Below are 23,896 nucleotides of genomic sequence, written 5' to 3'. Positions count from 1 at the left end.
CATTAGGCAGTTGGTAAACCTGGGATCGGCAATGCGCTTGGATCTAACAGGTCTGTAACTGTACTAATTGGTGAACCATCTCCACCCAGCAAGTCGGTCAGTGCAGATGGATCTGTTGGAATTGGCAATCCGCCAGCGTCTGGCAAACCACCACCCGCCAGGTCAGTCAATGGAGCAAGTACAGCGTCCAAAGGTGTTCCTGTTGGGCCATCAGTGTCACCACCGCCAGGGATGCCACCACCCGCCAGGTCAGTCAATGGAGCAAGTACTGTGTCCAAAGGTGTTCCTGTTGGGCCATCAGTGTCACCACCGCCGGGGATGCCACCAGCCAATATGCTGTCCAGAAGTGCGGCGCCAGTTACGATGCCATCTTCAATTGGCTGACCAATCACTGGGATCATCTCGATTGGCGCAATATCAACAAACTGTTGTGCTGCACTTTCAATCGGACCAGCCTCTGGGTTAGGTGCTGGCGTCTCGCCACCGGTGTCACCACCTGGCAAGCCTGGGATTGCTGGCAAACCGCCACCAGCCAGGTCTGTCAATGGAGCAAGAACTGCATCCAGAGGTGTGCCTGTTGGGCCGCCTTCGTCACCGCCGTCATCACCTGGCAAGCCTGGCAAACCGCCACCAGCCAGGTCTGTCAATGGAGCAAGAACTGCATCCAGAGGTGTGCCTGTTGGGCCGCCTTCGTCACCGCCGTCATCACCGGGCAAGCCTGGCAAACCGCCACCGGCCAGGTCTGTCAATGGAGCAAGAACTGCATCCAGAGGTGTGCCTGTTGGGCCGCCTTCGCCTGGCTCGCCTTCGTCACCACCTGGCAAGCCTGGCAAACCGCCACCAGCCAGGTCTGTCAATGGAGCAAGAACTGCATCCAGAGGTGTGCCTGTTGGGCCGCCTTCGCCTGGCTCGCCTTCGTCACCACCTGGCAAGCCAGGGATTGTAGGTGCACCAGGGATGCCACCAGCCAGTAGACCGTCCAAAGCCATGGCGCCAGTTACGATGCCGTCTTCAATTGGCTGGCCAATTACTGGGATCATTTCGATGGGCGCCACATCTACAAACTGACGAGCTGCGCTTTCGATTGGGCCAGCAGTGGGGTTTGGCTCTTCTGGTTCCTCTGGATCTTCTCCATCGTCGCCACCGCCCATGTCTGGCAGACCGCCAGAGCGCAGCGCTTCAACCAGTGGCTCAGTGACTGCCTCAAGAGGTGTGTTGGTGCCGATGTCTTCGATCACACTGGCCAAGTTTTCTGCAAACACCGCTGGGTCCGCATTTTCCATCAATGCGTCTGTTATGGGAGACAGTGGAGTTTCAGGAATGCCACCTTCACCGCCACCAACGGCATCGGCGATAGGATCGATGATCAAATCAAGTGGCGTACCAGTGGTGCCGCCTTCGCCTGGCTCGCCTTCGTCACCACCTGGCAAGCCTGGGATTGCTGGCAAACCGCCACCAGCCAGGTCTGTCAATGGAGCAAGAACTGCATCCAGAGGTGTGCCTGTTGGGCCGCCTTCGCCTGGTTCGCCTTCGTCACCACCTGGCAAGCCTGGGATTGCTGGCAAACCGCCACCAGCCAGGTCTGTCAATGGAGCAAGTATTGCATCCAAAGGTGTGCCCGTTGGGCCGCCTTCGCCCGGCTCTTCACCCTCGCCGGGTTCGCCGCCATCATCCTCTGCTCGTTCGCCACCTAGCAGGTTGCCCACTGTTTCAATAAGTGGTTCACCTGGGCCAGCTGTTTCGGCGTTATTCGTCAATTGTTCACCAAGAAGCACCACACCACCGGCCAGTCCACCTGAAAGTTGCTCAGGCAGTTGTCCACCAGTCGGATCTTCACCACCTGCAACAACAAAGGCTAGGCCACCGGTTACTGGTGCCAAAGGTGCAAGGGCGCTCTCTGGGTTGGTCAAGTCGGTCAGGCCTTCCGCCACTTCTTGCAAGGTGCCTGGTACGCCAGGTGAACCAGCGTCAGAGTTCTTGGTACCAACAACTGGTGCCAAAATTTCAGCAGTAAGAGGGCTCAATGGGCTTTTGTCTGAGGCAAGAACATTGCCAGCTTTCGTCAAGCCTTGCGCTACGCCATCCACTTCACCTTTGTTTCGTGCTCGTGGGTTAGCGGCCGCCGTTGTAATCATGTTCTCTTGCACTGGCTCATTCTCTGTGAAGCCCAAGGTTTGTGCCAAGGGGTTGACCAGTGGGTCGAGCGGTGTTGGCTCTGCGCCTTCTGCCAGACCTTGAGCCAAGTTGCTCACTGTACCGGCCAAGCCTCCTTGGTCGTTGGTGAAACCTTCTTGCGGTTGACCAACGGTTTCTGCAAGCAGGTTTGCGACCCCAGTAGGATCCTGTTCAGACACGCTTGCGATGCCGTCTGACACAGTGGCCAGGCCATCAGCCAACGCACCGGTTACCGCAGTAATAGGTGCTAGGGGTGTCTCTTCGAGTCCTTGATTTAACGACTCAAGACCACCGATCACTCCAGAAGTGTCGGAGTCTGCATCGGCATCAGCATCGGCATCAGCGTCAGCATCAGCATCAGCATCAGCATCAGCATCAGCATCAGCATCAGCATCAGCATCAGCATCAGCATCAGCATCAGCATCAGCATCAGCATCAGCATCAGCATCAGCATCAGCATCAGCATCAGCATCAGCATCAGCATCAGCATCAGCATCAGCATCAGCATCAGCATCAGCATCAGCATCAGCATCAGCATCAGCATCAGCATCAGCATCAGCATCAGCATCAGCATCAGCATCAGCATCAGCATCAGCATCAGCATCAGCATCAGCATCAGCATCAGCATCAGCATCAGCATCAGCATCAGCATCAGCATCAGCATCAGCATCAGCATCAGCATCAGCATCAGCATCAGCATCAGCATCAGCATCAGCATCAGCATCAGCATCAGCATCAGCATCAGCATCAGCATCAGCATCAGCATCAGCATCAGCATCAGCATCAGCATCAGCATCAGCATCAGCATCAGCATCAGCATCAGCATCAGCATCAGCATCAGCATCAGCATCAGCATCAGCATCAGCATCAGCATCAGCGTCAGCATCAGCGTCAGCATCAGCGTCAGCATCAGCATCAGCATCAGCATCAGCATCAGCATCAGCATCAGCATCCGCGTCAGCATCGGCATCAGCATCGGCATCAGCATCGGCATCAGCATCAGCATCAGCATCAGCATCAGCATCAGCATCAGCATCGGCATCGGCATCAGCATCGGCATCAGCATCAGCATCAGCGTCAGCATCGGCATCAGCGTCGCCATCACTTGGTTCTGTGGTGGTTCCGGGGCCGTCGTCGTCATCGCTTAGCGCAACTGCACCCAACACCGCGCCGCCAATTGCGGCACCAACGCCTGCACCAGCGCTGCCGCCTGCGAGCAAGCCAGCGCCAACCAAACCGGACATTGATCCTTCATAGGGGGTCAGAATGGCGGAACTTACTTCGTTGTCGATGTCATACAGTTCAACGCCTTCGCTCAATGCCACCACTTCAGTACGATTTGCACCGTCAGCTACCGTGGAACTGATCTGTTCAAGCTTCGCGGATGCGTTCGGAGCCAGTTGCATAAGCGTGTCGCCGTGGCCCGCAGAAACGGCAGGCATTAATACCTCTGCTGTTTGTGCGCTTGTGTTTGTAACTACGTCATTCCATTTCAAGGCATCGCCTTGCGACAGTTGAATGATCTGACCGCTTCGTTCCACTTGAAGGCCAGATGCGGATTTAATTATTCCGACATTCGGGTTTGCGTTTTCCATGATTTACAGTTCCTCGGAGCTAGGGTTTTCTTCAGGCAAAAAGACTTCTATAGGCGTTTTACTCACAGCTGTTTCGAACGGATTCAAGGAATAGGAAATAATCACGTCAATCGCGGGATAAATTTGGACAAATAACGATAGATTGTGAAATTTATACTGTTAAAAGGTTTTGCAAAGCCTTCATTTCAAGCTATTGCGAGCTTTCTTGTGAGTAGAAACGTTAATTTCGTTGTCAGGTTTGTTTACAAAAAACCTTTTAAGATGCGGTTTGCTTGTATTGGGTGTTTTCGGCGACTAAGCCCGAGGGGGGACCCATTTTAGTGGGTGGGTGAGGTAATTATTCCGATAACTATCTTCACGCTGTTGAATTGAACAGTCTTAGCGGTCATTTTTGCCGAATCGCAAATGTAAATTTCTGTATTTTTCGGAATGGTTTGTGCAGAAACAATCTTTGGGCCCCGGTATGGATGTCAAAGTACTACGATGCAGGGCAGCCATGTGTGGCCAATGCCTACCAAATCAATGAGAGCGCTACAACCGAGTGTGCGGATGTTGTTAACAGTTTTTGTCATGAAATTTTTTCGTTTGCGTGTGTTGTGCATGGCATGGATACTTGCGTTTCAGCTTGGTGCGGCCAATGCGCAACCGGCAGAGGCGGAACTTGAACCGCCAAAAGTCAGCTATCAGGTGGCAGATCAGTTTCAAAGTCTGATTGATCAATCAACACGTCAAATTCTTGCTTCTGCGCAGGTGAACGACAATGGCGACGCTTGGCAGTTGTTCCGCCGTTTGCGGCCTGCAATTCGTGACGCCCTGGGCACGCAGGGTTACTTTTCTCCCAATATTCAACGTGTCGTCGATGAAAGCATCCCTGAAGACCAAGCTCCAGTATTGAACATTACGGTTGAGCCCGGGCCGCAAAGCAAGGTCGTGTCAGTCGACATCCAGTTTGATGGTGAAATTAACAAAGACGAATTCTCGGATCGCCGCGAAAGGCTGAAAACCTTGTGGCTGCTTGGCGTGAATCAACCCTTTAACCAAGGCGACTGGAGTGCAAGTAAAGACACATTACTTCGTGATTTGCTGGCGCGTGACTTCGCGGCGGCGACCCTGTCTGAAAGCCTGGCCAATGTTGATCCAGAGAAAAGTACCGTTGAGCTTCTAGTTGTTTACGACAGCGGGCCGGTATTCACCTTCGGCGAATTGAAAATTGAAGGAATGAAAAAGTATCCATTGGATTTGGTGTCGCGTTACAACAAAATACGCCCCGGTGATCCCTATGAGCAAGAGCGGCTACTTCGGCTTTTGGCTGACCTGCAAGGAACCAGTTATTTCTCGTCGGTTGATGTAAAAATTGATGCCGATGATCGCAACCCCAAGAATGTTCCCATCGAAGTTTCCGTGCTTGAAAGCGACAGCAAGCGTTTGGGTTTGGGTGCCGGCTACAGTTCCAACACCGGGTTTAGAACCGAGGCAACATATCAATACAACAACTTGTTCAATCGAGCCTATTCCTTGGTCACAGGTGCTCGTCTTGAACAAAAAAGGCAATCCGCCTATGCCGATGTCTTTTTACCGCCTTCAAGTCTGGGTATTACCGATTCAGTGGGCGTGGCATTTGATCATCAAGAAATTTCAAATCTTGAAGTGGATCGCTCATCGATCGGTGCCATTCGCGAATTCAGCAAAGGCATTAACGAGTTTCGGCTCGGCCTGAATTTTCAATTGGAGGCGCGAAAAACCTTGGGCGTGAATTTTGGTGATACGCAGGCCTTGGTGGCCAGTTCATCCTGGCAGCGCAATGCGGTGGATGACAGGTTGAATCCGCGCAAAGGTTACATTGCGTTTGGTCAGTTGGCCGTGGCAGCGGAACAGCTTGCATCCGATCAGGACTTCGTTCGTCTGTACGGTCGCGTACAAAAATTCTGGTCGCCTTCTCGCGAGAATGTTTTCTCCGCCCGTTTTGAGGCAGGTACAGTTGTGGCCAGCGCACGGCGAGACATTCCCCAGGATTTCCTGTTCCGGGCGGGCGGAACCAACAGCCTTCGTGGATTTGATTTTCTTGATTTGGGTGTGCTCGATCAAGGTGTTTTGGTGGGTGGCCGCCGAACCATGATTGGTAGCCTTGAATACACCAGGTGGTTCGATGGTGGCCCACTGGGTGCAGCGGTGTTTACCGATGTAGGCGATGTATCGAACAGCTGGGGCGATTTTGATCCCAACACGGCGATTGGCATTGGTGTGCGGTACCAAACGCCTGCAGGGCCAATCGCTTTTGATATTGCCAAGGCAGCAAATCAAAGCTCCCCCCGTATTCATTTCGCATTGGGGGTGGCGTTTTGAAAAGGGCAGTCACAGCGCTATTCTTGGTTTTCTTGCTGATCGTGGTTGGTGTTGCCACCTCGTCATTCTGGTTAATTAAAACTGAGCAAGGGGTGCAGTTTGCGTTTCGGCAGGCTGAACAATGGCTGGCTGGCAATACAACCCAAAAGCTTGTTGTTGGCAATGTACGTGGCACGCTGTGGCAAGGGTTGTACATTGACACCTTGAGTTGGCAAGATGGAAACAATTCTGTCCAAGCCGAGCAGGTTTATATTCAGGTGGACTTTCCAGTTCTATTGAGCAGGAAAGTGGTGGTGAACACACTTAGTGCGGATTCAATCCGTGCGCAGTTTCCCCCAACCGAGGAAGAGCAGGACCCCTTCGTGTTGCCCGAGCGAATTGAGCTTTCATCTGAACTTGAATTGCAAAACCTTGCCGTTGGCGAAGTCGTATTTAATGACCAAACCTTTAATAATTTAGCGGGCAAGGCCAGTGTAAAGAATGGTCGTCTGGATGTTGCTCAACTCTCGCTAACAACCCAAAACACTGACCTGAACGCACAGTTGAACGTGGTGCTCGAAAAGCCTTACCTCTTGAATGGTTTTGTGACCGCACAAAAAAACTTTGAAGACGTGGCACTGGATGCAAAGCTGCTTGCACAGGGCTCGGTTGAACGACTGGAATTAACGCTGAATGCCTTGGGCCAGAATCTGGAGCGCAATGAGGTTTCTCAAAGTGCTGAAGCGCAGGCGGTTCTTACCTTGTTCAAACCCAGCTTGCTGGAAACAGTTACTGTATTTGCCAGCAGCTTCAACCCGGCGCAGTGGCTTGAAGGTGCGCCACGTGCGTCTTTAACTGTGAATGCCAAAGTGTTGCCCAATGCAGATTTCACGCAAAGCGTCGGTGAGTTGTCCGTTCGTAACGCGTTGCCGATGCCAGTGCAAGAGGGTGGTTTACCGCTGATGAATTTGAAATCGCGGTTTGAATTGGCTTTGAAAGATCAGATGCCCCAGCAGCTGGACTTTTGGGTCGATGAACTGAGTTTGGCCGACATACAACGCGCCGCAGGGTCGGCGACTGCAACCCTGCAATGGCGTGCCGCTGCCGCGCTTGAAGATGGCTCGCCCAATCCTGACCTGGCCTCTGGTGTCATTGATTTCGATTTGAAAACACGCAATCTGGATGCTTCTGTGTTTGCCGATTTGCCAAGAAAAATTTCATTGACTGGCACGGTACAAGGCAGCAAAACGCCCACGCAGTTGCGCATTGATCGCTTGAACATGCAAGACCGCAACGCCACATTGAATGGCAAAGCGCTGGTGGGTTTGACCGGAAAGTTACCACTGAATGTTCAGTTAAATTTAAAAGCCATCAACCCCGGAAATTACATTCCAGATTCCAGTCCGTTGTTACAGGGCAAACTGAACGGCGACTTGTTTTTTAAAGGTGATTTGGCGCCCAGTGGCAACAGCAGTAAGATTGATCCTTTTGGTGAACTTCGCCTGAATCTTGACAATTCCTTTTTGGCCGACGCGCCATTAACCCTGAAAGCCCAGGCCACCGGTGGCACCCAGCGTTTGAGTAATGTGTTGCTTGATCTGGATGTGGTGGGCAACACCGTGCGTGCAAATGGCAGCTATGGCACGCAAGCCGATTTTGTGGACATCGACATTCACCTTGATGAGCTTCGCAGACTGGGCCGCCTGCTCGATATGAAACTGGCGGGCACCGCACGCCTTCAGGGGAAGCTGCGTGGAATCGGGGGCGATTTTTCAGGTGAAGGCAATATTAACGTTCGCCAGCTTGAACTGGATCAAGCTTTGCAAGTGGAACAAATTGCTGGGCAATTTTCACTGGGTTCAGCCCCCAGCTCACCATGGACTGGAGACATTCAAGTCAGCCAGGTCAAGGTGCCTGGCGCTCTGGCCAACACCCTCAATGGCATGAATTTGACTTTGCGTGGTGCGCGCAACCAGCATGAACTGAAGGGTGTGTTCAATAGTGGCCTGCAGCCGTTTAGCAGGCTTCGTCCATTGAAAGGTGAGTTCGCTTTAAGTGGTGGCATCAAGCAACTTCAAAAGCCAATTGCGGCCACTGGCTGGCAAGGAGCAATTACCGCTTTAAAAGTAGAAGGCATGTGGATCCCCGCGCGCAGCTTCAACTTGCAAAGCCCTGCACCGCTAACCTTGGCGGGCGGTTATGTGGAACTGCTGAACCTGGTGATAAAAGGCGAAGACACATCTTTGATTCACAACAAATTGCTGCGCATGGCCAATCGCGAAATTCGGGTTGAAGGGGAAATGCCCCAGTTTTCATTCCCGCGAATGTCGCCAATTTTGCGAAAGCAGCTTACCGTTGAACCCAAAGACTTGATCGCCAAAGTGAAATGGGATTACTTGTCCAATCCGGAAAAAGTCGAAGGTCATGTGGATGTTACGCATGTATCGGGTGGTTTGCAGGTGCTTGAAGACTCACAAATTGATGTCGGAATTCAAACCCTGATCGCTCGTCTTGATTTTGACCGGGAAGCCGTTAGTGTGAATCTGAACGTGGTCGCCGATGAGTTTGGTTCCGTCACTGCAGACCTGCGTTTGCCAGTTGTGCAAAATCCGCAAACCAATACATGGGGCATCGCGGGCAACCAGCCCATGAAAGGCGCGGTGGCGGGCGGATTCACTGAACTGAACTGGTTGGGTCCATTAATTAGCGGTGGGGTAAGAACCAGTGGCACCGGGCAGGTCGCCATGGCCATCGGCGGCACGGCCAACAATCCGGATGTGCAAGGTCGCTTGTTCGCCATGGATCTCGATGTGTTTCAGCTTGACCAAGGTGTCCGGCTTGAAGAAGGCAACATCATTGTCGATTTCACCACCGACAAAGCCAGCATTGATACCTTTGAATTCACCGTGTACAACCGCCGCTCGCCACGACGTTACCTTGAAGAACTGGGGCCACTGATTCAAGGTGTTGGAAAAATTACTGCAACAGGTCAGTGGAACTTGACTGGCCGCGATGGCGAAATTCGCATGGTGATGGACAAAGTACCTTTGTTGCAGCGACCCGATCGATGGATGAAAGTAGATTCCACCGTACAGGTTCAGCAACCCACCGTGGAAGACGGTCCCCTTAAAATTCGCGGTACATTGAACGTGTTGGGCGCTTATTTTGAAATGCCCGAAAGTGGGCCCCAAACGCTGAGCGACGACGTGTTCATTCAAGGTCGAAGCGAAGCGTCTGGCGCTGGCTTACCGATAGATCTGCAAGTTCGGGCCAATTTGGGTGACCGTTTTTACGTGAATGCCGAGGGTCTTAGAACTCGGCTGGAAGGTGGGCTGCAGTTGGTTTTACTTGAAGGCGTTGGTGGCAGTGGCCAGCGCCGCGCGGGCCGCAGATTGACGGCCAACGGCACCATTCAAACCGTGGACGGAACCTACCGTGCCTATGGGCAAGACCTTTCGATTGAGCGCGGTGTAGTGAACTTTCAGGGGCCAATCGACAATCCGGGTTTGAATGTTCGTGCAGTGAGAAAGGGTGTGGCTGTGGAAGCGGGCGTCGAAGTCACCGGTACTGCGCAGCGGCCAACCGTGACGCTGGTCAGCGAACCCGCCGTGCCCGATTCTGAAAAGCTGTCGTGGATGATCCTTGGTCGTGGCAGTGGTTCTGCCGATCGCGATTCAACCTTGCTGTTAACCGCAGCTGCGGCTATTTTTGGTGACAGTGATGAAAGCACGACGCGAAAAATTGCGCGGTCAATTGGTATTGACGACTTGAACCTGAGCACTGGTTCGTTGACTGCAGCCGATTCCCGTGCCGTGGGCAGTAAAGTGGCGATTGCGCCGGGAGCAGATGCGTCAGCAAGTATTCTGGGTTCCGACGACCCACTGCTTTCACAGCGGATCGTGTCTTTGGGCAAGCGATTAAGCGACAAGTTTTACTTGAGTTTCGATCAGTCGGTGACCACCGCGGCCAGTATTGTAAAGTTGAATTACCAATATTCTCGTCAATTAAGTTTTATTGCCAGAACGGGGGCTGACAATGCAGTGGATGCCCTGTACCAGCTGTCTTTTGATTAAATAAAAACATGAATGAACGGCTTGATTTACTGCGTGTACACTTCGAATCAGTGGTGGTGCCTGCCAGCATCGAACCCAGCGTGTTGATCCTGTCGTTTTCAGATGGCAGTTCACGTGCAACAGTGGCAACATTTCGCGCAGCAACCTTCGGTGAAGCTTGGCAAAAACTTCATGCGCACACCGAACAGCTGCCGCCTACAGCAGTCAGCAGTTGTGTGCATTTGCGCATCGACCTTGTGGTGCGTGTTGAGCCCACAAACTGGGGCGAATTGAAACGCAAACTTTCACAAACCAAGCGAAATTATTTCACGCGAAGTATTGCGCTTGATGCGCAGTTTGAGCATTGCTTTGTGTGGGGCGAATTGAACGGCAATGCCATGTTTTACGATGGCTCTGACATGGAATGTGCAGCCCTGAACGTTGGAAATTTCGAAAGCTATGCACGAAAAAAGTATGGTCAAAGTTTTGCATTGAATCATTCGGAGGAACAAGCTGTTTGGCTGTTCGATTCAGTTGGCGCGTACTGTGGAACCGATGGTGTTGTGCATCCCCTTGTTTCCGAGGGTGTAGCCACCGGGCGCCGTGAATTGGCCCCCTTAACTGCTGATTCATGTGCAGAACTTGTACTGGATGCCAGTGAGTTTTTAGCCCGGCAAGTAAAGCCCAACGGCATGTTTGTTTACGGCCTGTTTCCCTGCTTTAACCGCGAGATACCTACCTACAACACCCTGCGCCATGCAAGCTCAACCTACGCCATGCTGGAAGCCTGGGAACTTACAAAAAGCGAAACCCTGAAAGCCGCCATCGACCGTTCACTGAATTGCCTGTGTACGCAGTTGATCAAGCAAGTCACTTTGCCGGGTGGAATTAAAGCCGCGTTTCTGGTCGACACCGGCAATGAAATCAAATTGGGTGGAAACGCAGTGTGCATATTGGCCTTGGCCAAATACACCGAACTAACTGGTAGCACCCAATACCTTGCGCTGGCCGAATTATTGGCCCAAGGCATTGTGGCCATGCTGAACCCCGGTACACGGCAGTTTGTGCATGTTTTGAACTACCCCGAGCTTTCGGTGAAGCAGCAGTTCCGCATAATTTATTACGACGGCGAAGCCGCATTTGCCTTGATGCGCCTTTACAAAATTACGCGCCGTGCTCAGTGGCTTCAGGCCGTTGAATTGGCTTTTGAATATTTTATTGAAGCCCGCCACTGGAAGGCCAACGACCACTGGCTTAGTTACTGTGTAAACGAGCTGACCCTGTATCGCCCCAAGCGCGTTTATTTTGAGTTCGGTATCCGAAATTTCATCAATCACCTCGATTTTGTGCAGACGCGCATCACCACCTTTCCCACTCTGCTTGAGCTGATGATGGCGGCTGAGCAAATGCTGGTTCGCTTGCAGGCCATACCCGAATATTCCGACCTGTATTCGCAGGTAGATGTCGAAAAGTTTTACCGGGCAATGCATTGGCGGGCCAACTATTTGTTGAACGGTTTCTTCTGGCCGGAATGGGCGATGTATTTTGGCAAACCTAGTTCTATCCTGGGTTCTTTTTTCATTCGTCACCAAGCCTACCGGGTGCGCATCGACGATGTGGAGCATTACTTGTCCGGTTTGCTTGCCTATCGAAGACATCTGTTAAATGGCGTACCTGTAAGCGCCGCACCTAGCACTCCTTTACCTGCTGACCGGGCAACACAATGGCACCCTTCGGCCATGGCCAATGCCACGGGTGGCATTTGGCTAATTCCTCCCCCAAGCGATTGGGTTCCTCAAGGTGTGTGTAGTTGGTGGCCCTCATTTCAGGAAGGTCAGTTGCTGACTGTTAGTCAGAATGACCAAGAACGCGGTGTTTCCATCCAACGGCTTTCGACTGGGGAAAGAAGTTTCAAAGGCATAATGGCCACCCAACGCCCACCAAATATGCCTGAAGATTGCGGGCTGTTGCTGGTGGACGACACTGAAAAAGCCGTCGTTGCATTGGGTCGTCATGCGCGTTCCCAAATGCGGAGCAAGGTGATTGGAGTTACCGGCAGTGCAGGAAAAACCACCACGGTAGCCCTTTTGTGCCAAGTGCTTGGGCAATTCGGGTCTTGCGCCGGAACTCAGGGCAATGCCAATTTGCCGGTTGGTATTGCATGGAATATGGCAAATGCGTTGTGGGAAAACGATTTTTTTGTCGCTGAAATGGCAATTGGCCGCATGCACATCAACGCCCAATTGGCACGGCCCCATGTCGCGGTGGTGACCAATATTGGCCACGCGCACCTTGAATACCATCACACTCTTGAAGAAATTGCACAGCGCAAAGCACGCATTTTTGAGGGTGTCGAACAAGGGGGGTTCGCTGTCATTAATCGCGACACCGATTGCTTTGAGACACTCGAAAAAGCGGCTAACAAATGCCAACTCAACTTATGCACATTTGGCCGGCATGCAAGTTGCCATGTGCGACTGCTAGGCGATGGCACTGCAAACAATCTGTTTCAGATCCGCATCGACAATAAGGTATATCCACTTTCAGCCACTGATATTGCTGATCACATCCTTGCCAATTTTCTGGCTTGCGTTTCCGTTGTGTATTGCCTGGGGTTGAGCGTGCAACAAGCTGTCGAACGGTTTGGTGGCTTTAAGCCCTTGGCAGGGCGGGGCAGTGAATTTGACACCACTATTTCCGGCAAGCAGGTTTGTGTCATTGATGAAAGCTACAACGCCAACCCTTTGTCGACCAAGGCGGCAATTCTGCATGCTGTCGTCAGTGCACAGCGTCGTGGTCTAAAGCCAGTTTTGGTGCTCGGTGACATGCTTGAGTTGGCAGACCAGTCTGAAACATTGCACCGGGAGTTGTTGCCACTGCTAAGTCCTGAAAAAATCAAGGGCTTGATACTTCTTGGCGAACAAATGAGGCGCTTGGCGGAAAATTTCAGTCACATTGCCCGATTCGCAACAACAGTTGATCAGCTGGATCAGGTGCTGCCTGTGCTAAGTGAGAGAATAGAGGATGGCGACGTGGTTTTGTTCAAGGGCTCGCATGGTACCGGTCTTCATGAGGTGGTCGCTACCTTGATGGCAATCAATTAATCCACACCAGAGCTACTTCCAAATAAACTGCTACCGGATCAACAATGACCGCTGTTCAATCTGCAATTTCACTGCTCACACCCTTCGACTGGATCGCCGTGGCGTTTTTTGTCATTTGTTTTCGCGGTTACAACTATGTGTTCGATGGGCGTAACCGGTTTGGTCGGCACGGCCTGGCTCAAAAAACCCATGAATTCCGCAAGCTTTGGGCGCGCGAACTGGTTCGGCGTAGCAACCGGGTGGGCGACACCGCGCTGATCAGCAATCTGGTCAGCAGCGTAACGTTCTATGCCAACACGTCCATTTACATTATTGCGGGTTTGTTCGCGTTGCTGGGTACGCTCGATCAATTGGTGAATATCACTTCCGATTTGCCTTTCAGCCGTGAAGTAAGCCGTGGGCTAATGGAAATCAAAGTGCTGTTGGTATTGGCCGTGTTTGTGGTGGCCTACTTCAAATTCACTTGGAGTTTGCGCCAGTTCAACCTGCTCACCATTCTGGTGGGCGCTGCACCCGATGGCAATCCGGACAAAGAGTACAACGAAGCGTATGTATCGCGCATGGCGCGCATCAACAGCCTGGCCGGCGATGAATTCAACCGAGGCTTACGCAGCTACTACTTTGGCATTGCATCAGTGACCTGGATGATTCACCCCGGCTTGTTGATGGCGTTCAGCGCATTGATTGTGTTTGTGCTGATCCGCAGGGACTTCTACTCAGAAGCCCTGGAGATTATGTCGAAATAAACAAATTACGAATTACCAACTGCTGGTTTCGCGTTCGGGGCTGGCGCTTACCTTGTGAATGGTCAGGTCTGCACCGTTGAATTCTTCTTCGTCGCTTAGGCGAATACCCACGGTTATTTTCAGCACACCGTAGACCAGGAATCCGCCAAGCAGCGCAAACAAAACCCCCGCCACGGTACCAATCAGTTGGCTCATGAAGGCCACACCACCCATGCCGCCCAAGGCTTGCTGGCCGAATACACCCGCCGCAATACCGCCAAACGCACCACAAATGCCGTGCAGTGGCCACACACCCAATACATCGTCAATTTTCAGGCGGTTTTGCGTGAAGGTGAACATGTACACAAACAACACGCCAGCCATGGAACCCACAGCCAGTGAGCCCAATGGGTGCATGATGTTGCTGCCTGCACACACAGCCACCAGGCCAGCCAGTGGGCCGTTGTAGGCAAAACCAGGGTCGTTGCGACCAGCGGCCAGTGCGCCCAGGGTGCCGCCCACCATGGCCATCAGGCTGTTCACTGCCACCAAACCAGAAATGCCCTCGATTTTTTGGGCGCTCATCACGTTAAAACCAAACCAGCCCACCGCCAGCACCCAACTACCCAATGCCAGGAAGGGGATGGATGATGGGGGGTGTGAACTGATGCGGCCGTCTTTCGTATAGCGGCCACGGCGCGAACCCAGCAGCAGCACAGCAGCCAATGCAATCCATCCGCCGACTGCGTGAACCACCACGCTGCCCGCAAAGTCCATGAAGGGCGATCCAAAACTGGTCGTTAGCCACTCTTGAAAGCCATAATTACCATTCCAAACGATGCCTTCAAACACCGGGTAAATTAGACCCACCAACGCTGCGGTAGCCACCAACTGTGGAACAAAGCGGGCACGCTCGGCAATGCCGCCGGAAACGATTGCTGGAATGGCTGCTGCAAAGGTCAGTAAGAAGAAAAACTTCACGAGCGAATAGCCGTTGCCTTCGTTCAATACGGTGGCGGGTTCGTAAAAACCAACGCCATATGCAATTGCATACCCAATAAAGAAATAGCTGATGGTACTAACTGAAAAGTCGGCCAGAATTTTGACAAGTGCATTCACCTGGTTTTTGTGGCGCACGGTGCCCACTTCCAGAAATGCAAAACCAGCGTGCATGGCAAGCACCATGATGGCGCCTAAGAGCACGAAAAGCGTGTCGAGTGCGAGTGTGATTTGTTCCATTTTGGTGAATCTTCAGGTTTATGGTTAAAAGTGGGGCATTTAATGCAAAAACAATGCCCGCTTTTAAACCTGAAGCTGCACCTTAGTGGTGCGCTGAAATGAGGAGACTATTTCGTTCTTTTCTTTTTCGGTCGGTATCACCGATGCCGTTCACATGGCCCATCCAGAATCCGGACAAAAGATCCCCTGTGTGGTCATTCCGGAGATGGCTGCTTACAGTGCCACGCAAGTGATCCACACTTTTAATCGCCTTGGTTATGTTCGGCCCCGCTTGGCGAAGCAGTTCTTTGGGGTCGGCGTTGGCATGAATAAGGCCAATTTCCTGAAAAGTTTTCATGGCCAGCAATGCCAGTTCGGCCTGTGGCTTCAAACGCACTTCAGTGTAGTCGTCGTTGAACTCCAGGCAGTTTTCCAGCTCGATGCTGTTTCCAAATTCCGCTTGAATTGCCCTGCGCAGGGGTTCGGTTTTTAGTTGGTCTGCGGGCATACCAGTTTGAATTGAACTGGCGGTGTGGTTAACCAGCGCCTGCGCCAAGCTGTCTGCCACCGTGTTTGCCAGCAACGCTGGTGTAATGGTTTGGCGCAACAGGCTGGCAGCCATGTCGCCCACTTGTTCTTGGTAGGCTTGAGTGGCGTGGCGGTCTTCAACCACACCAAGCCCCCACTCACCGGCCACATGATTTTTCAGAGCTTGAATGTGATGAATTTCAAGTTCTTTGGCCAAATTGGCGCGCATCTGGGCTTGGTCTTCATGCTGCACAAGTGCTTGAAGGTGTTGTTCGATCAATGTGTTTTTCGTGTTCACCAGCAAACCAGCCAGCCCTGTTTGTTGTTGGCACAGTTGTTGTGTACTTTCCAGTATGTTCAGTGTTTCACCTTCAGTGCACACCCCCAAACCTTGGGCCATTGACAAAGCCGCCCCCAACTTCTGCGCCAAAGGAATTGCCGGGTTGCTCAATTGCTGAACAAACAGGTTTAAGTTGCGCCGGTTTTCATTAATCATTAAAGGCGACAGGTCACTGGGCCGGCAATTTACTTTGGCTTGCAGCATGTGCTGCAAATTGCCTAAGGCGATTTTGCGTTGGGTGCCAGGTGCGGCGTGTTGCTCAATGAATTGATGAATGCCTCGTATGGATTCATTTAATTGCGAAACGTAAGGCGTGCGCATGTCAGCATTACGCTTGAAGTTGCCCCACGCCGGGCTGTTTGGGGAAATGGAAGGAAGATCGCCGCCTTGATTCAAATTTGGGGCGGCTTGTTCTTTCAGGGTGTGCCAGCTGGCGACATTCAAACTTTGTACGGGCATGTTCATGGAATATCCGTGCAGGGCCTCATTAAGTTTGAGTGGACAATTCAGGCCAGCAAGTTCCATGACCCTTTATTAAATTCGGGTGGCGCTCAGTGCGCGGCTTTCAAGGCCCCCCACAAAATGCCAAACAAATCATCGAACTGGTCAATCAGCCGGTTGTTCTCTTTCCGCAAAAAATGCATTTGTGCAACACGCCCAAACACGCCCATGAACACGTCCAGCAGCATCTTGCTTGAAACCGTGTTGTTTAACACACCCTTCTGTTGCCCTTCTTTCAACATGCCCAGAAACGCACCCATCAGTTCCGGGCTTTCATACACCGGTAGGTCTTGGTAACGGCTTGCAGGAATTGAAACGGTCAACAACAAAATCACCTTTGGGTGTTTGTCGAAATAATCCAGCATTACCCACAGGGTCTTTCGCAGTCGCTCCCGGTAATCCTCAATGCCTTCGAGGTGGTCAATCATGCGGTTGGCCAGCCGGCTCAGTGTGGTGTCCAGCACATAGGCCACCAGTTGTTCTTTGCTGCCAAAGTATTTGTAAATGGTTTGTAGCGAAACATTGGCGGTGCGGGCCACCTCGATCAAAGGCACATTGTTGAAGTCGTGCAGCGTAAACAATTCAAGCACAGCGTTTTCAATGCGGTCCAGTGTTGCTTTGCGCATATTGGCTGGGTTGGCGCTTGCGTTGTCAGTGTTGGTTTTGTTCATATGTTTTGTTGAAGGCTTGGCAGTGACCGGACCCACCTGTAAAAGGCAAAAGGGCGTGAATCAAAAACTGAATCAGTTGGTGCTAATGTTGATTCATTCAATTTTGGATCAAACCATGCGCACCACTGTGAATCTGGATGATGAATTATTAACCAAAGCCCAACAGCTTTCTGGCCTTGGCGAGCGAAATGAATTGCTGCGCGAAGCACTGCGTGCGCTCATTCAAAGGGAAAGTGCCCGAAGGTTGGCTTTGCTGGGCGGTAGCCAGCCTGAACTGAAAAATATTCCCCGCAGGCAGTGGCAGCTGTGAAAGTGCTTGTCGACACCACCGTGTGGGTGGATCATTTTCAGCAATCCGAGCCACAGCTGGTACGCCTTTTGAACGAGGGCAGTGTGTTGGGCCACCCCTTCGTACTGGGCGAAATGGCGCTGGCCAATCTCCAAGACCGCGAACGGGTATTAATCTGGATGGCCGACCTGGAGCCCACGGTGCTGGCCTCGCCCACCGAGGTACTGGAGTTGGTTGAACTGCGCGAACTTCATGGGCAGGGCCTGGGTTATGTCGACACACACTTATTGGCTTCGGTGTTATTGTCGCCGGGAACCACCCTGTGGACCCGCGACATGCAGCTTTTGCGGCTGGTCAAGGAACTGGGTTTGCAGCCCCCAATTCAAGACCGGTTTTTTATGCACGACTCTGTACGCCAGTACACCGATGACGGCAAACGGTAAGGCAAATTACCATATTCATAGAGCCGCTACTCTAAAGTAACTTCTTGGGTTGATTGTGCGTTTGCACATCGCCATTCTGGACTGTGAGCAATTCACTATAGTTTCGGTAATTCCGATTACCGTACCCAGAATAACCAGGAGGCACAGATGCCATCGGCACTGATATTTGACGCAGTAAGAACCCCACGGGGCAAAGGTAAGAAAGACGGTAGCCTTCACCAGGCAACACCCGTGTGGTTGTTGAATAACCTGCTGACTGCTTTGCAGCAGCGCAATGATCTGGACACCAGCCTTGTTGACGACGTGGTGCTGGGTTGCGTAACCCCCGTTGGCGAACAGGGTGCTGACATTGCCCGCACTGCTGTGTTGGATGCCGGTTGGGCCGAAACAGTGGCAGGTGTTACCCAATCGCGTTTCTGCGCTTCAGGCCTTGAATCAGTGAACCTGGCTGCAGCCAAGGTGGGCAGTGGTCTTGAAGACATGGTGGTTGCTGGCGGCGTGGAAAGCATGAGCCGCTGGACCATGGGCAGCGATGGCGGCGCGTGGTTCATGGACCCCCGCATCAACGACAAACTTGGTTTTATTCCCCAAGGTATTTCTGCCGACCTGATCGGCACGCTTGAAAACTTCAGCCGCCACGACGTAGACAGCTACGCCGTAGAAAGCCAGCGCCGCGCCGCCAAGGCGCAAGCCGAAGGCCGTTTCAACAAAAGCCGCGTACCAGTGAAAGACTTGAACGGCTTGATTCTGTTGGACCACGACGAATTCATTCGTGGCAACGCCACCGTGGAAAGCCTGGCCACTTTGCAGCCCTCATTCGCCATGATGGGCAGCATGGGCTTTAACGCAACGGCCCTGCGCAAGTACACCACGGTTGAAACAATCAACCACATTCACCACGCGGGTAACTCGTCCGGCATCGTCGACGGTGCTGCATTGGTACTGGTCGGTTCAGAAGAAGCAGGCCGCAAGGCAGGTTTGAAGCCACGTGCGCGCATTCGTGCCGCAGCGGTCATCGGTTCTGAACCCACCATCATGTTGACTGGCCCCACACCGGCCTGTTTGAAAGCACTGCAAAAAGCAGGTTTGAAGGCTTCCGACATTGACCTGTGGGAAATCAACGAAGCGTTTGCAGTTGTGCCCATGCAAACTGCGCGCAACCTGGGCGTTAGCCTGGACCGCGTGAACGTAAACGGCGGATCGATTGCCATGGGCCACCCACTGGGTGCCACTGGCGCAATCATTCTCGGCACCTTGCTTGATGAACTTGAGCGGCAAGACAAAACCTTGGGCCTGGCCACACTGTGTGTGGGCGGCGGCATGGGTATTGCCACCATCATCGAACGCATCTAATTGGCCGAAGGAGAAACAACAATGAGTGCAGTGAAATTTGAACTCGGTCAGGATGGCATCGCGGTAGTTACGCTCGACATGCCCGGCCGTTCCATGAATGTATTGAACGAAGAATTGATGGGCCCCTTCGCGGAAGCCCTGACCCGCATTGAAACCGATGCAACCGTGAAAGGTGTGGTGCTGACTTCTGGCAAGCCAGAGTTTTTGGCAGGCGCAGATCTGGACACGGTTTACAAAATTACCGAAGCCCAGCAAGCGTTTGATTTGGCCGAAGCCTTCAAAAACCTGCTGCGCCGCATGGAAAAGTGCGAAAAGCCGATTGTGTGTGCCTTGAACGGCACGGCATTGGGCGGCGGTCTGGAACTGGCGCTGGCTTGTAACCACCGTGTTGCGCTGAACAACCCCAAAGCCAAATTCGGCCTGCCCGAAGTGAAGCTGGGACTGTTACCTGGTGGCGGTGGCACACAGCGTTTGCCGCGAATTATCGGCATTCAGGGTGCGCTGGAAATGATGACCCAGGGTTCCGAGTTGCGCGTCGAGCAAGCCGTGAAAAAGGGCATTGTTCAAGAAACAGCCGACACAGTCGAAGAAATGATTGCCAAAGCGAAAGCCTGGGCAGTGGCCAACCCCAAAGCTTTGCAGCCTTGGGATGTGAAGGGTTTCAAATTCCCCGGTGGCGATTCCAAGCACCCTGCCATCGCACAAATTTGGGCGATTGCTCCCAGCATGGCCAACGCCAAAGCGTTTGGTAACTACCCAGCCATCAAGCACATTGCAAGCTGCGTGTTTGAAGGCGGTATTACCGACATCGACACTGGCCTGAAAGTGGAAAGCCGTTACTTCGCTGCCTGCGTGTTGTCGCAAGAAAGCAAGAACATGATGAACACGCTGTGGTATCAGCTGAACAGCATCAAGAAAGGCCAAAGCCGCCCCAGCGCACCTGCAAAAAGCACCGTGAAAAAGGTGGGTATTTTGGGTGCAGGCATGATGGGTGCCGGCATTGCTTACGTGTCAGCGAAAGTGGGCATTGAAGTGGTGTTGATTGACGCCACTCAAGAAGGTGCAGACAAAGGCAAGGCCTACAGCACCAACCTGCTGGACAAAGCCATTGCCAAGAAGCGCAGCACCCCTGAAAAGAAAGAAGCACTGCTGAACCTGATCACCGCCACCACCGATTATTCCAAGCTGGAAGGCGCGGATTTGGTCATCGAGGCTGTGTTTGAAGACCGTGGCGTGAAAGCCGAAGTAACCGCCAAAGCGGAAGCGGTTATTCCAGCAACCGCGGTTTACGCATCCAACACATCGACTTTGCCTATTACTGGCCTGGCCGAAGCGTCCAAGCGTCCCAACCAGTTCATCGGTTTGCACTTCTTCAGCCCCGTGGACAAAATGCCGCTGGTTGAAATCATCATGGGTGAAAAAACCGACGATGCAACACTGGCCAAGGGCTTTGACTATGTTCAGCAAATCGGTAAAACACCGATTGTGGTGAACGACAGCCGTGGTTTCTTCACCAGCCGTGTGTTCGGCACATTCCTCATGGAAGCCGCTGCCATGGTGGGCGAGGGCGTTCACCCACGTTCTATCGAAATGGCAGGTCTGGAAGCCGGCATGCCCATGCCACCCTTGGCGTTGTACGACGAAGTGTCGCTCAGCCTTAGCTTGCTGATCATGAAGCAAACCAAGAAAGACATGGAAGCCGCAGGCCAAACTTTCCCAGATCACCCTGGTTACAAAACGCTGATTACCGTGGCTGAAAAGCATGGCCGCATTGGCAAGAAAGCAGGCAAAGGTTTTTACGACTACACCCCTGCCGGAAAAACCCTGTGGACAGGCCTGGCCGAAGAATTCCCGGTGGCTGCACAACAACCTTCTTCGCAAGAATTGCAAGACCGCTTGATGTACATCCAGGCCAATGAAGCCGCACGCTGCATGCAGGAAAAAGTGCTGCGTTCCGTGGCCGACGGCAACATCGGTTCAATTTTTGGATTGGGTTTTGCGCCCTTCACCGGCGGCATGTTGCAGTTCATCAATGCCAAAGGTTTGCCCCAGTTCGTGCAGCGTTGCGAAGAACTGGCCGCCAAGTATGGCGAACGTTTCAAGCCCGCCAGCATGCTGGTTGAACTTGCCGCACAGGGCAAGAAGCTTGAAGACAATTTGAACTAATTTGAGTCAACTGATTTGAATCAATAGGAGCAGTACCATGGTATTCAAAGCAATCATGAATGGCTTGATCAAAGCCAAGGCCATGCCGCAAATTTCCGCCACCGAGCGCCAAGCGCTTGAGGCGGGTACGGTGTGGATCGACGGGCAAGTGTTTTCAGGCAAGCCCGACTTTGCAAAAATGTTTGCCGAGCCGTATTCGAAATTGAGCCAGCGCGAGCGCGAGTTCATCGACGGCCCAGTGCAGCAGTTGTGCGAAATGTGCGATGCGCATGAAATTGCAACCACCCGCATCATTCCAAAGCAGGCTGTTGATTTCCTGGCGTCTGCAGGTTTCTATTCTTTCCTGATCCCGCAAAAATTTGGCGGTCTGGAATTTTCGGCCAACGCCATTTCAACCATCATGGCGATGATCACTTCACACAGCCCTTTGCTGTCCACTTTGGTTGTAATTCCCAACAGCTTGGGCGCAGCCGAATTGATCAAGCATTACGGTACACAGGCGCAGAAAGAACATTACCTGCCACGCTTGGCCACTGGTGAATTCTTGCCGTGTTTCGGTTTGACCGAGCCCACAGCCGGTTCTGATGCCGCTTCCATTCTGGCGCGTGGCGTGGTGTTCAAAAACGCAGAAGGCAAAGTTCAAATCAAGCTGAACTTCCGCAAGCGCTACATTACTTTGGCACCTGTTGCCAATTTGATTTCGCTGGCATTCAAGCTGCACGACCCAGACAATTTGTTGGGCAAAGGTGTTGAGCCTGGTATTACTGTGGGCCTGGTTCACCGTGGTACACCCGGCCTAGAAATGGGCAAGCACCACCAGCCAATTGGCGATGCATTTTACAACGGCCCAATTATTGGTCGCGACGTGGTTATTGATGCCGATGAAATTATTGGTGGTGCGGAATGTGCGGGCCAGGGCTGGCGCATGTTGATGGAACAGCTGGCCGGTGGCCGGGCCGTTTCATTGCCGGCCGGTGCAGTGGGTGGTGTGCGTGCAGCAGCTGCTGCTTCAGGCGCTTACGCCCGTGTGCGCCAGCAGTTCGGCATGCCGATTGCTGAAATGGAAGGCATTCAGGAAAAGCTGGCTGAAATCGCAGCCATGGCTTACCTCAGTGAAGCAGCGCGTGTTTATGCGGTTAGCGCACTCGACAACAACGAGCAGCCCCCCGTGGTTTCCGCTGTGTGGAAAGCCTACCTCACCGAACTTTCACGTGAACAGGCGAAGAATGCCATGGACGTGATGGCCGGTGCAGGTGTAATGCAAGGCCCCAACAACGTGATTGGTCGCGGTTACTGTTCAGCCCCGGTTGCCATTACCGTTGAAGGCGCGAACATCATGACCCGTTCGCTGATTACATTCGGTCAAGGTGCTGTGCGCTGCCACCCTTATGCATTCAAAATTGCGAACGCACTGGAAGCCAACGACCTGCCCACATTCAGCAGCGCGCTGAAGGGCTGGATCGGCCATATGGTAGTCAACACAAGCCGATTGGTTGGCCTTACGCTGACCCGTGGCTACATGGCCAGCACTCCGAAAATTGATGGCGTAACACCCTACCTGCGTAAGCTGGCCTGGGCGTCTTCACGCTACTCATTCCTGACCGACATGGCGTTGATTACCGTGGGCGGCAAGCTGAAAGCACGCCAGCAACTCACCGGTCATTTCGCCGATGCCTTGGGCTGGCAACTGTTGGCAATATCAACCATTCGCCGCTACGTGGCCGAAGGTGAAATCAAGGAAGATTTGCCACTGGTGCAGTACGCTTGTGAATACGCATTGGCGAAAGTACAGAAAGCTTTCGAGTCGATCTATTCCAATTTCGGCAACAACCCGGTCGGTTTCCTGCTGCGCACCGTGGGTTACTTCAGCCTGCGCGTGAACCCGATTGTGGGTTCTGGTCTTGATCGTTTGGTGCCCACCGTGGCCAAAACAATCACCAAGAGTGGCGCACAACTGGCGCGTATTACTGGCGATTTGTACATGCCCAAGTTCAGCCTGGCTGAACTGGACAGCGATGAAGTGCTGGCCCAAACCACAGGCGTGAAGCGCCTGATGGCAGCCTTCCAGGCTGTGCAAGAAGCTGAAGTGGTGCAAATGAAAGTGATTCAGGCGCGCCGCTCGAAGTTGGTGGACAAGGGTTCTGTGCAAGAAATGGCTGAAGCCGCATTGGCCAAAGGCATTATTACAGCAGCTGACAAAAAACTGCTGGACCGTGCCAACCGCATTAGCCTGGAAGCCATTATGGTCGATGAATTCACACCACAAGAATTCTTTGGTGATGAGTCAGTGACCTACGCCCCCGGTTTTGAATGTGCCAACGTACCGAATGTTTTGCACAACGAAAAGCCCGTGCAAGCAGTTGAAAAATTGCGCGTAGTGGCCTGATTGTTTTTGCAGTCAAAGAAAAAGCCTC

14 protein-coding genes are annotated in these 23,896 nt (G+C 52.7%); 9 read left to right on the top strand and 5 right to left on the bottom strand.

The features are described 5' to 3' along the window. Positions 1-2 precede the first annotated feature (2 nt). Both NSP04_RS14925 and NSP04_RS00370 read right to left on the bottom strand, forming a co-directional pair. A complete protein-coding gene (locus NSP04_RS14925; RefSeq protein WP_306815182.1) occupies positions 3-2,474 on the bottom strand; it encodes a hypothetical protein in 2,472 nt (823 codons plus the stop codon). Beyond that, positions 2,471-3,316: a hypothetical protein gene (locus NSP04_RS00370; RefSeq protein WP_257510352.1), complete on the bottom strand. Its 846-nt coding sequence runs from the start codon at positions 3,314-3,316 to the stop codon at positions 2,471-2,473. The genes NSP04_RS14925 and NSP04_RS00370 overlap by 4 nt, the downstream gene beginning before the upstream one ends. 1,024 nt (positions 3,317-4,340) lie before the next feature. Here NSP04_RS00370 and NSP04_RS00365 point away from each other — a divergent pair. From NSP04_RS00365 to NSP04_RS00350, 4 genes are read left to right on the top strand one after another with little or no spacing between them, the layout of a single operon-like run. Continuing rightward, positions 4,341-6,113, top strand: a complete 1,773-nt coding sequence (locus NSP04_RS00365) for an autotransporter assembly complex protein TamA (RefSeq protein ID WP_257510351.1) — start codon at positions 4,341-4,343, stop codon at positions 6,111-6,113. After that, positions 6,110-10,165: a translocation/assembly module TamB domain-containing protein gene (locus NSP04_RS00360; protein WP_257510350.1), complete on the top strand. Its 4,056-nt coding sequence runs from the start codon at positions 6,110-6,112 to the stop codon at positions 10,163-10,165. The genes NSP04_RS00365 and NSP04_RS00360 overlap by 4 nt, the downstream gene beginning before the upstream one ends. Positions 10,166-10,173: 8 nt before the next feature. Then, on the top strand, positions 10,174-13,248 hold the full coding sequence (locus NSP04_RS00355; protein WP_257510349.1) for a Mur ligase family protein: 3,075 nt from the start codon (positions 10,174-10,176) through the stop codon (positions 13,246-13,248). A 44-nt stretch (positions 13,249-13,292) separates the two neighbouring features. Beyond that, a complete protein-coding gene (locus NSP04_RS00350) occupies positions 13,293-13,994 on the top strand; it encodes a DUF599 domain-containing protein (RefSeq protein ID WP_257510348.1) in 702 nt (233 codons plus the stop codon). A gap of 12 nt (positions 13,995-14,006) precedes the next feature. Here NSP04_RS00350 and NSP04_RS00345 read toward each other — a convergent pair whose 3' ends face one another. From NSP04_RS00345 to NSP04_RS00335, 3 genes are all read right to left on the bottom strand, one after another. Beyond that, the gene (locus NSP04_RS00345) at positions 14,007-15,212 is read right to left on the bottom strand and encodes an ammonium transporter (RefSeq protein WP_257510347.1); all 1,206 of its coding nucleotides are present in this window, start codon (positions 15,210-15,212) and stop codon (positions 14,007-14,009) included. An 82-nt stretch (positions 15,213-15,294) separates the two neighbouring features. Further along, the gene (locus NSP04_RS00340; RefSeq protein WP_257510346.1) at positions 15,295-16,524 is read right to left on the bottom strand and encodes a hypothetical protein; all 1,230 of its coding nucleotides are present in this window, start codon (positions 16,522-16,524) and stop codon (positions 15,295-15,297) included. Between the two features lie 86 nt (positions 16,525-16,610). Further along, the gene (locus NSP04_RS00335) at positions 16,611-17,231 is read right to left on the bottom strand and encodes a TetR/AcrR family transcriptional regulator (protein ID WP_257510345.1); all 621 of its coding nucleotides are present in this window, start codon (positions 17,229-17,231) and stop codon (positions 16,611-16,613) included. Positions 17,232-17,346: 115 nt separating this feature from the next. On the opposite strand from NSP04_RS00335, the gene NSP04_RS00330 reads away from it, so the two are divergent. The 5 genes from NSP04_RS00330 to NSP04_RS00310 all read left to right on the top strand — a co-directional run bounded on the left by NSP04_RS00330 (position 17,347) and on the right by NSP04_RS00310 (position 23,868). Continuing rightward, positions 17,347-17,541: a type II toxin-antitoxin system VapB family antitoxin gene (locus NSP04_RS00330; protein ID WP_257510644.1), complete on the top strand. Its 195-nt coding sequence runs from the start codon at positions 17,347-17,349 to the stop codon at positions 17,539-17,541. Then, the gene (locus NSP04_RS00325) at positions 17,538-17,963 is read left to right on the top strand and encodes a type II toxin-antitoxin system VapC family toxin (protein ID WP_257510344.1); all 426 of its coding nucleotides are present in this window, start codon (positions 17,538-17,540) and stop codon (positions 17,961-17,963) included. The genes NSP04_RS00330 and NSP04_RS00325 overlap by 4 nt, the downstream gene beginning before the upstream one ends. Before the next feature lie 147 nt (positions 17,964-18,110). After that, entirely contained in the window at positions 18,111-19,316 is a 1,206-nt protein-coding gene (locus NSP04_RS00320; protein ID WP_257510343.1) for an acetyl-CoA C-acetyltransferase, read from the top strand. Positions 19,317-19,337: 21 nt separating this feature from the next. Then, on the top strand, positions 19,338-21,482 hold the full coding sequence (locus tag NSP04_RS00315) for a 3-hydroxyacyl-CoA dehydrogenase NAD-binding domain-containing protein (RefSeq protein WP_257510342.1): 2,145 nt from the start codon (positions 19,338-19,340) through the stop codon (positions 21,480-21,482). A 37-nt stretch (positions 21,483-21,519) separates the two neighbouring features. Then, positions 21,520-23,868 (top strand): acyl-CoA dehydrogenase, encoded by a 2,349-nt coding sequence (locus tag NSP04_RS00310; RefSeq protein WP_257510341.1) that lies wholly within the window; start codon positions 21,520-21,522, stop codon positions 23,866-23,868. Positions 23,869-23,896: the final 28 nt, after the last annotated feature.

This window comes from Limnobacter parvus, from assembly GCF_024623725.1.
Lineage (GTDB): Bacteria > Pseudomonadota > Gammaproteobacteria > Burkholderiales > Burkholderiaceae_B > Limnobacter > Limnobacter parvus.
The sequence above is the reverse complement of the archived record's forward strand: the minus strand, read 5'-3'. Positions and strand labels throughout refer to the sequence as shown.

What these genes read in the sequence shown, in the direction of transcription:
- NSP04_RS00340 (WP_257510346.1), bottom strand. Translation starts at nt 16,524, where the DNA reads ATGAACATGCCCGTACAAAGTTTGAATGTCGCCAGCTGGCACACCCTG.
- NSP04_RS00310 (WP_257510341.1), top strand. Translation starts at nt 21,520, where the DNA reads ATGGTATTCAAAGCAATCATGAATGGCTTGATCAAAGCCAAGGCCATG.
- NSP04_RS00370 (WP_257510352.1), bottom strand. Translation starts at nt 3,316, where the DNA reads ATGACGACGACGGCCCCGGAACCACCACAGAACCAAGTGATGGCGACG.
- NSP04_RS00350 (WP_257510348.1), top strand. Translation starts at nt 13,293, where the DNA reads ATGACCGCTGTTCAATCTGCAATTTCACTGCTCACACCCTTCGACTGG.
- NSP04_RS00315 (WP_257510342.1), top strand. Translation starts at nt 19,338, where the DNA reads ATGAGTGCAGTGAAATTTGAACTCGGTCAGGATGGCATCGCGGTAGTT.
- NSP04_RS00345 (WP_257510347.1), bottom strand. Translation starts at nt 15,212, where the DNA reads ATGGAACAAATCACACTCGCACTCGACACGCTTTTCGTGCTCTTAGGC.
- NSP04_RS00355 (WP_257510349.1), top strand. Translation starts at nt 10,174, where the DNA reads ATGAATGAACGGCTTGATTTACTGCGTGTACACTTCGAATCAGTGGTG.
- NSP04_RS00365 (WP_257510351.1), top strand. Translation starts at nt 4,341, where the DNA reads ATGAAATTTTTTCGTTTGCGTGTGTTGTGCATGGCATGGATACTTGCG.
- NSP04_RS00330 (WP_257510644.1), top strand. Translation starts at nt 17,347, where the DNA reads ATGCGCACCACTGTGAATCTGGATGATGAATTATTAACCAAAGCCCAA.
- NSP04_RS00335 (WP_257510345.1), bottom strand. Translation starts at nt 17,231, where the DNA reads ATGAACAAAACCAACACTGACAACGCAAGCGCCAACCCAGCCAATATG.
- NSP04_RS00320 (WP_257510343.1), top strand. Translation starts at nt 18,111, where the DNA reads ATGCCATCGGCACTGATATTTGACGCAGTAAGAACCCCACGGGGCAAA.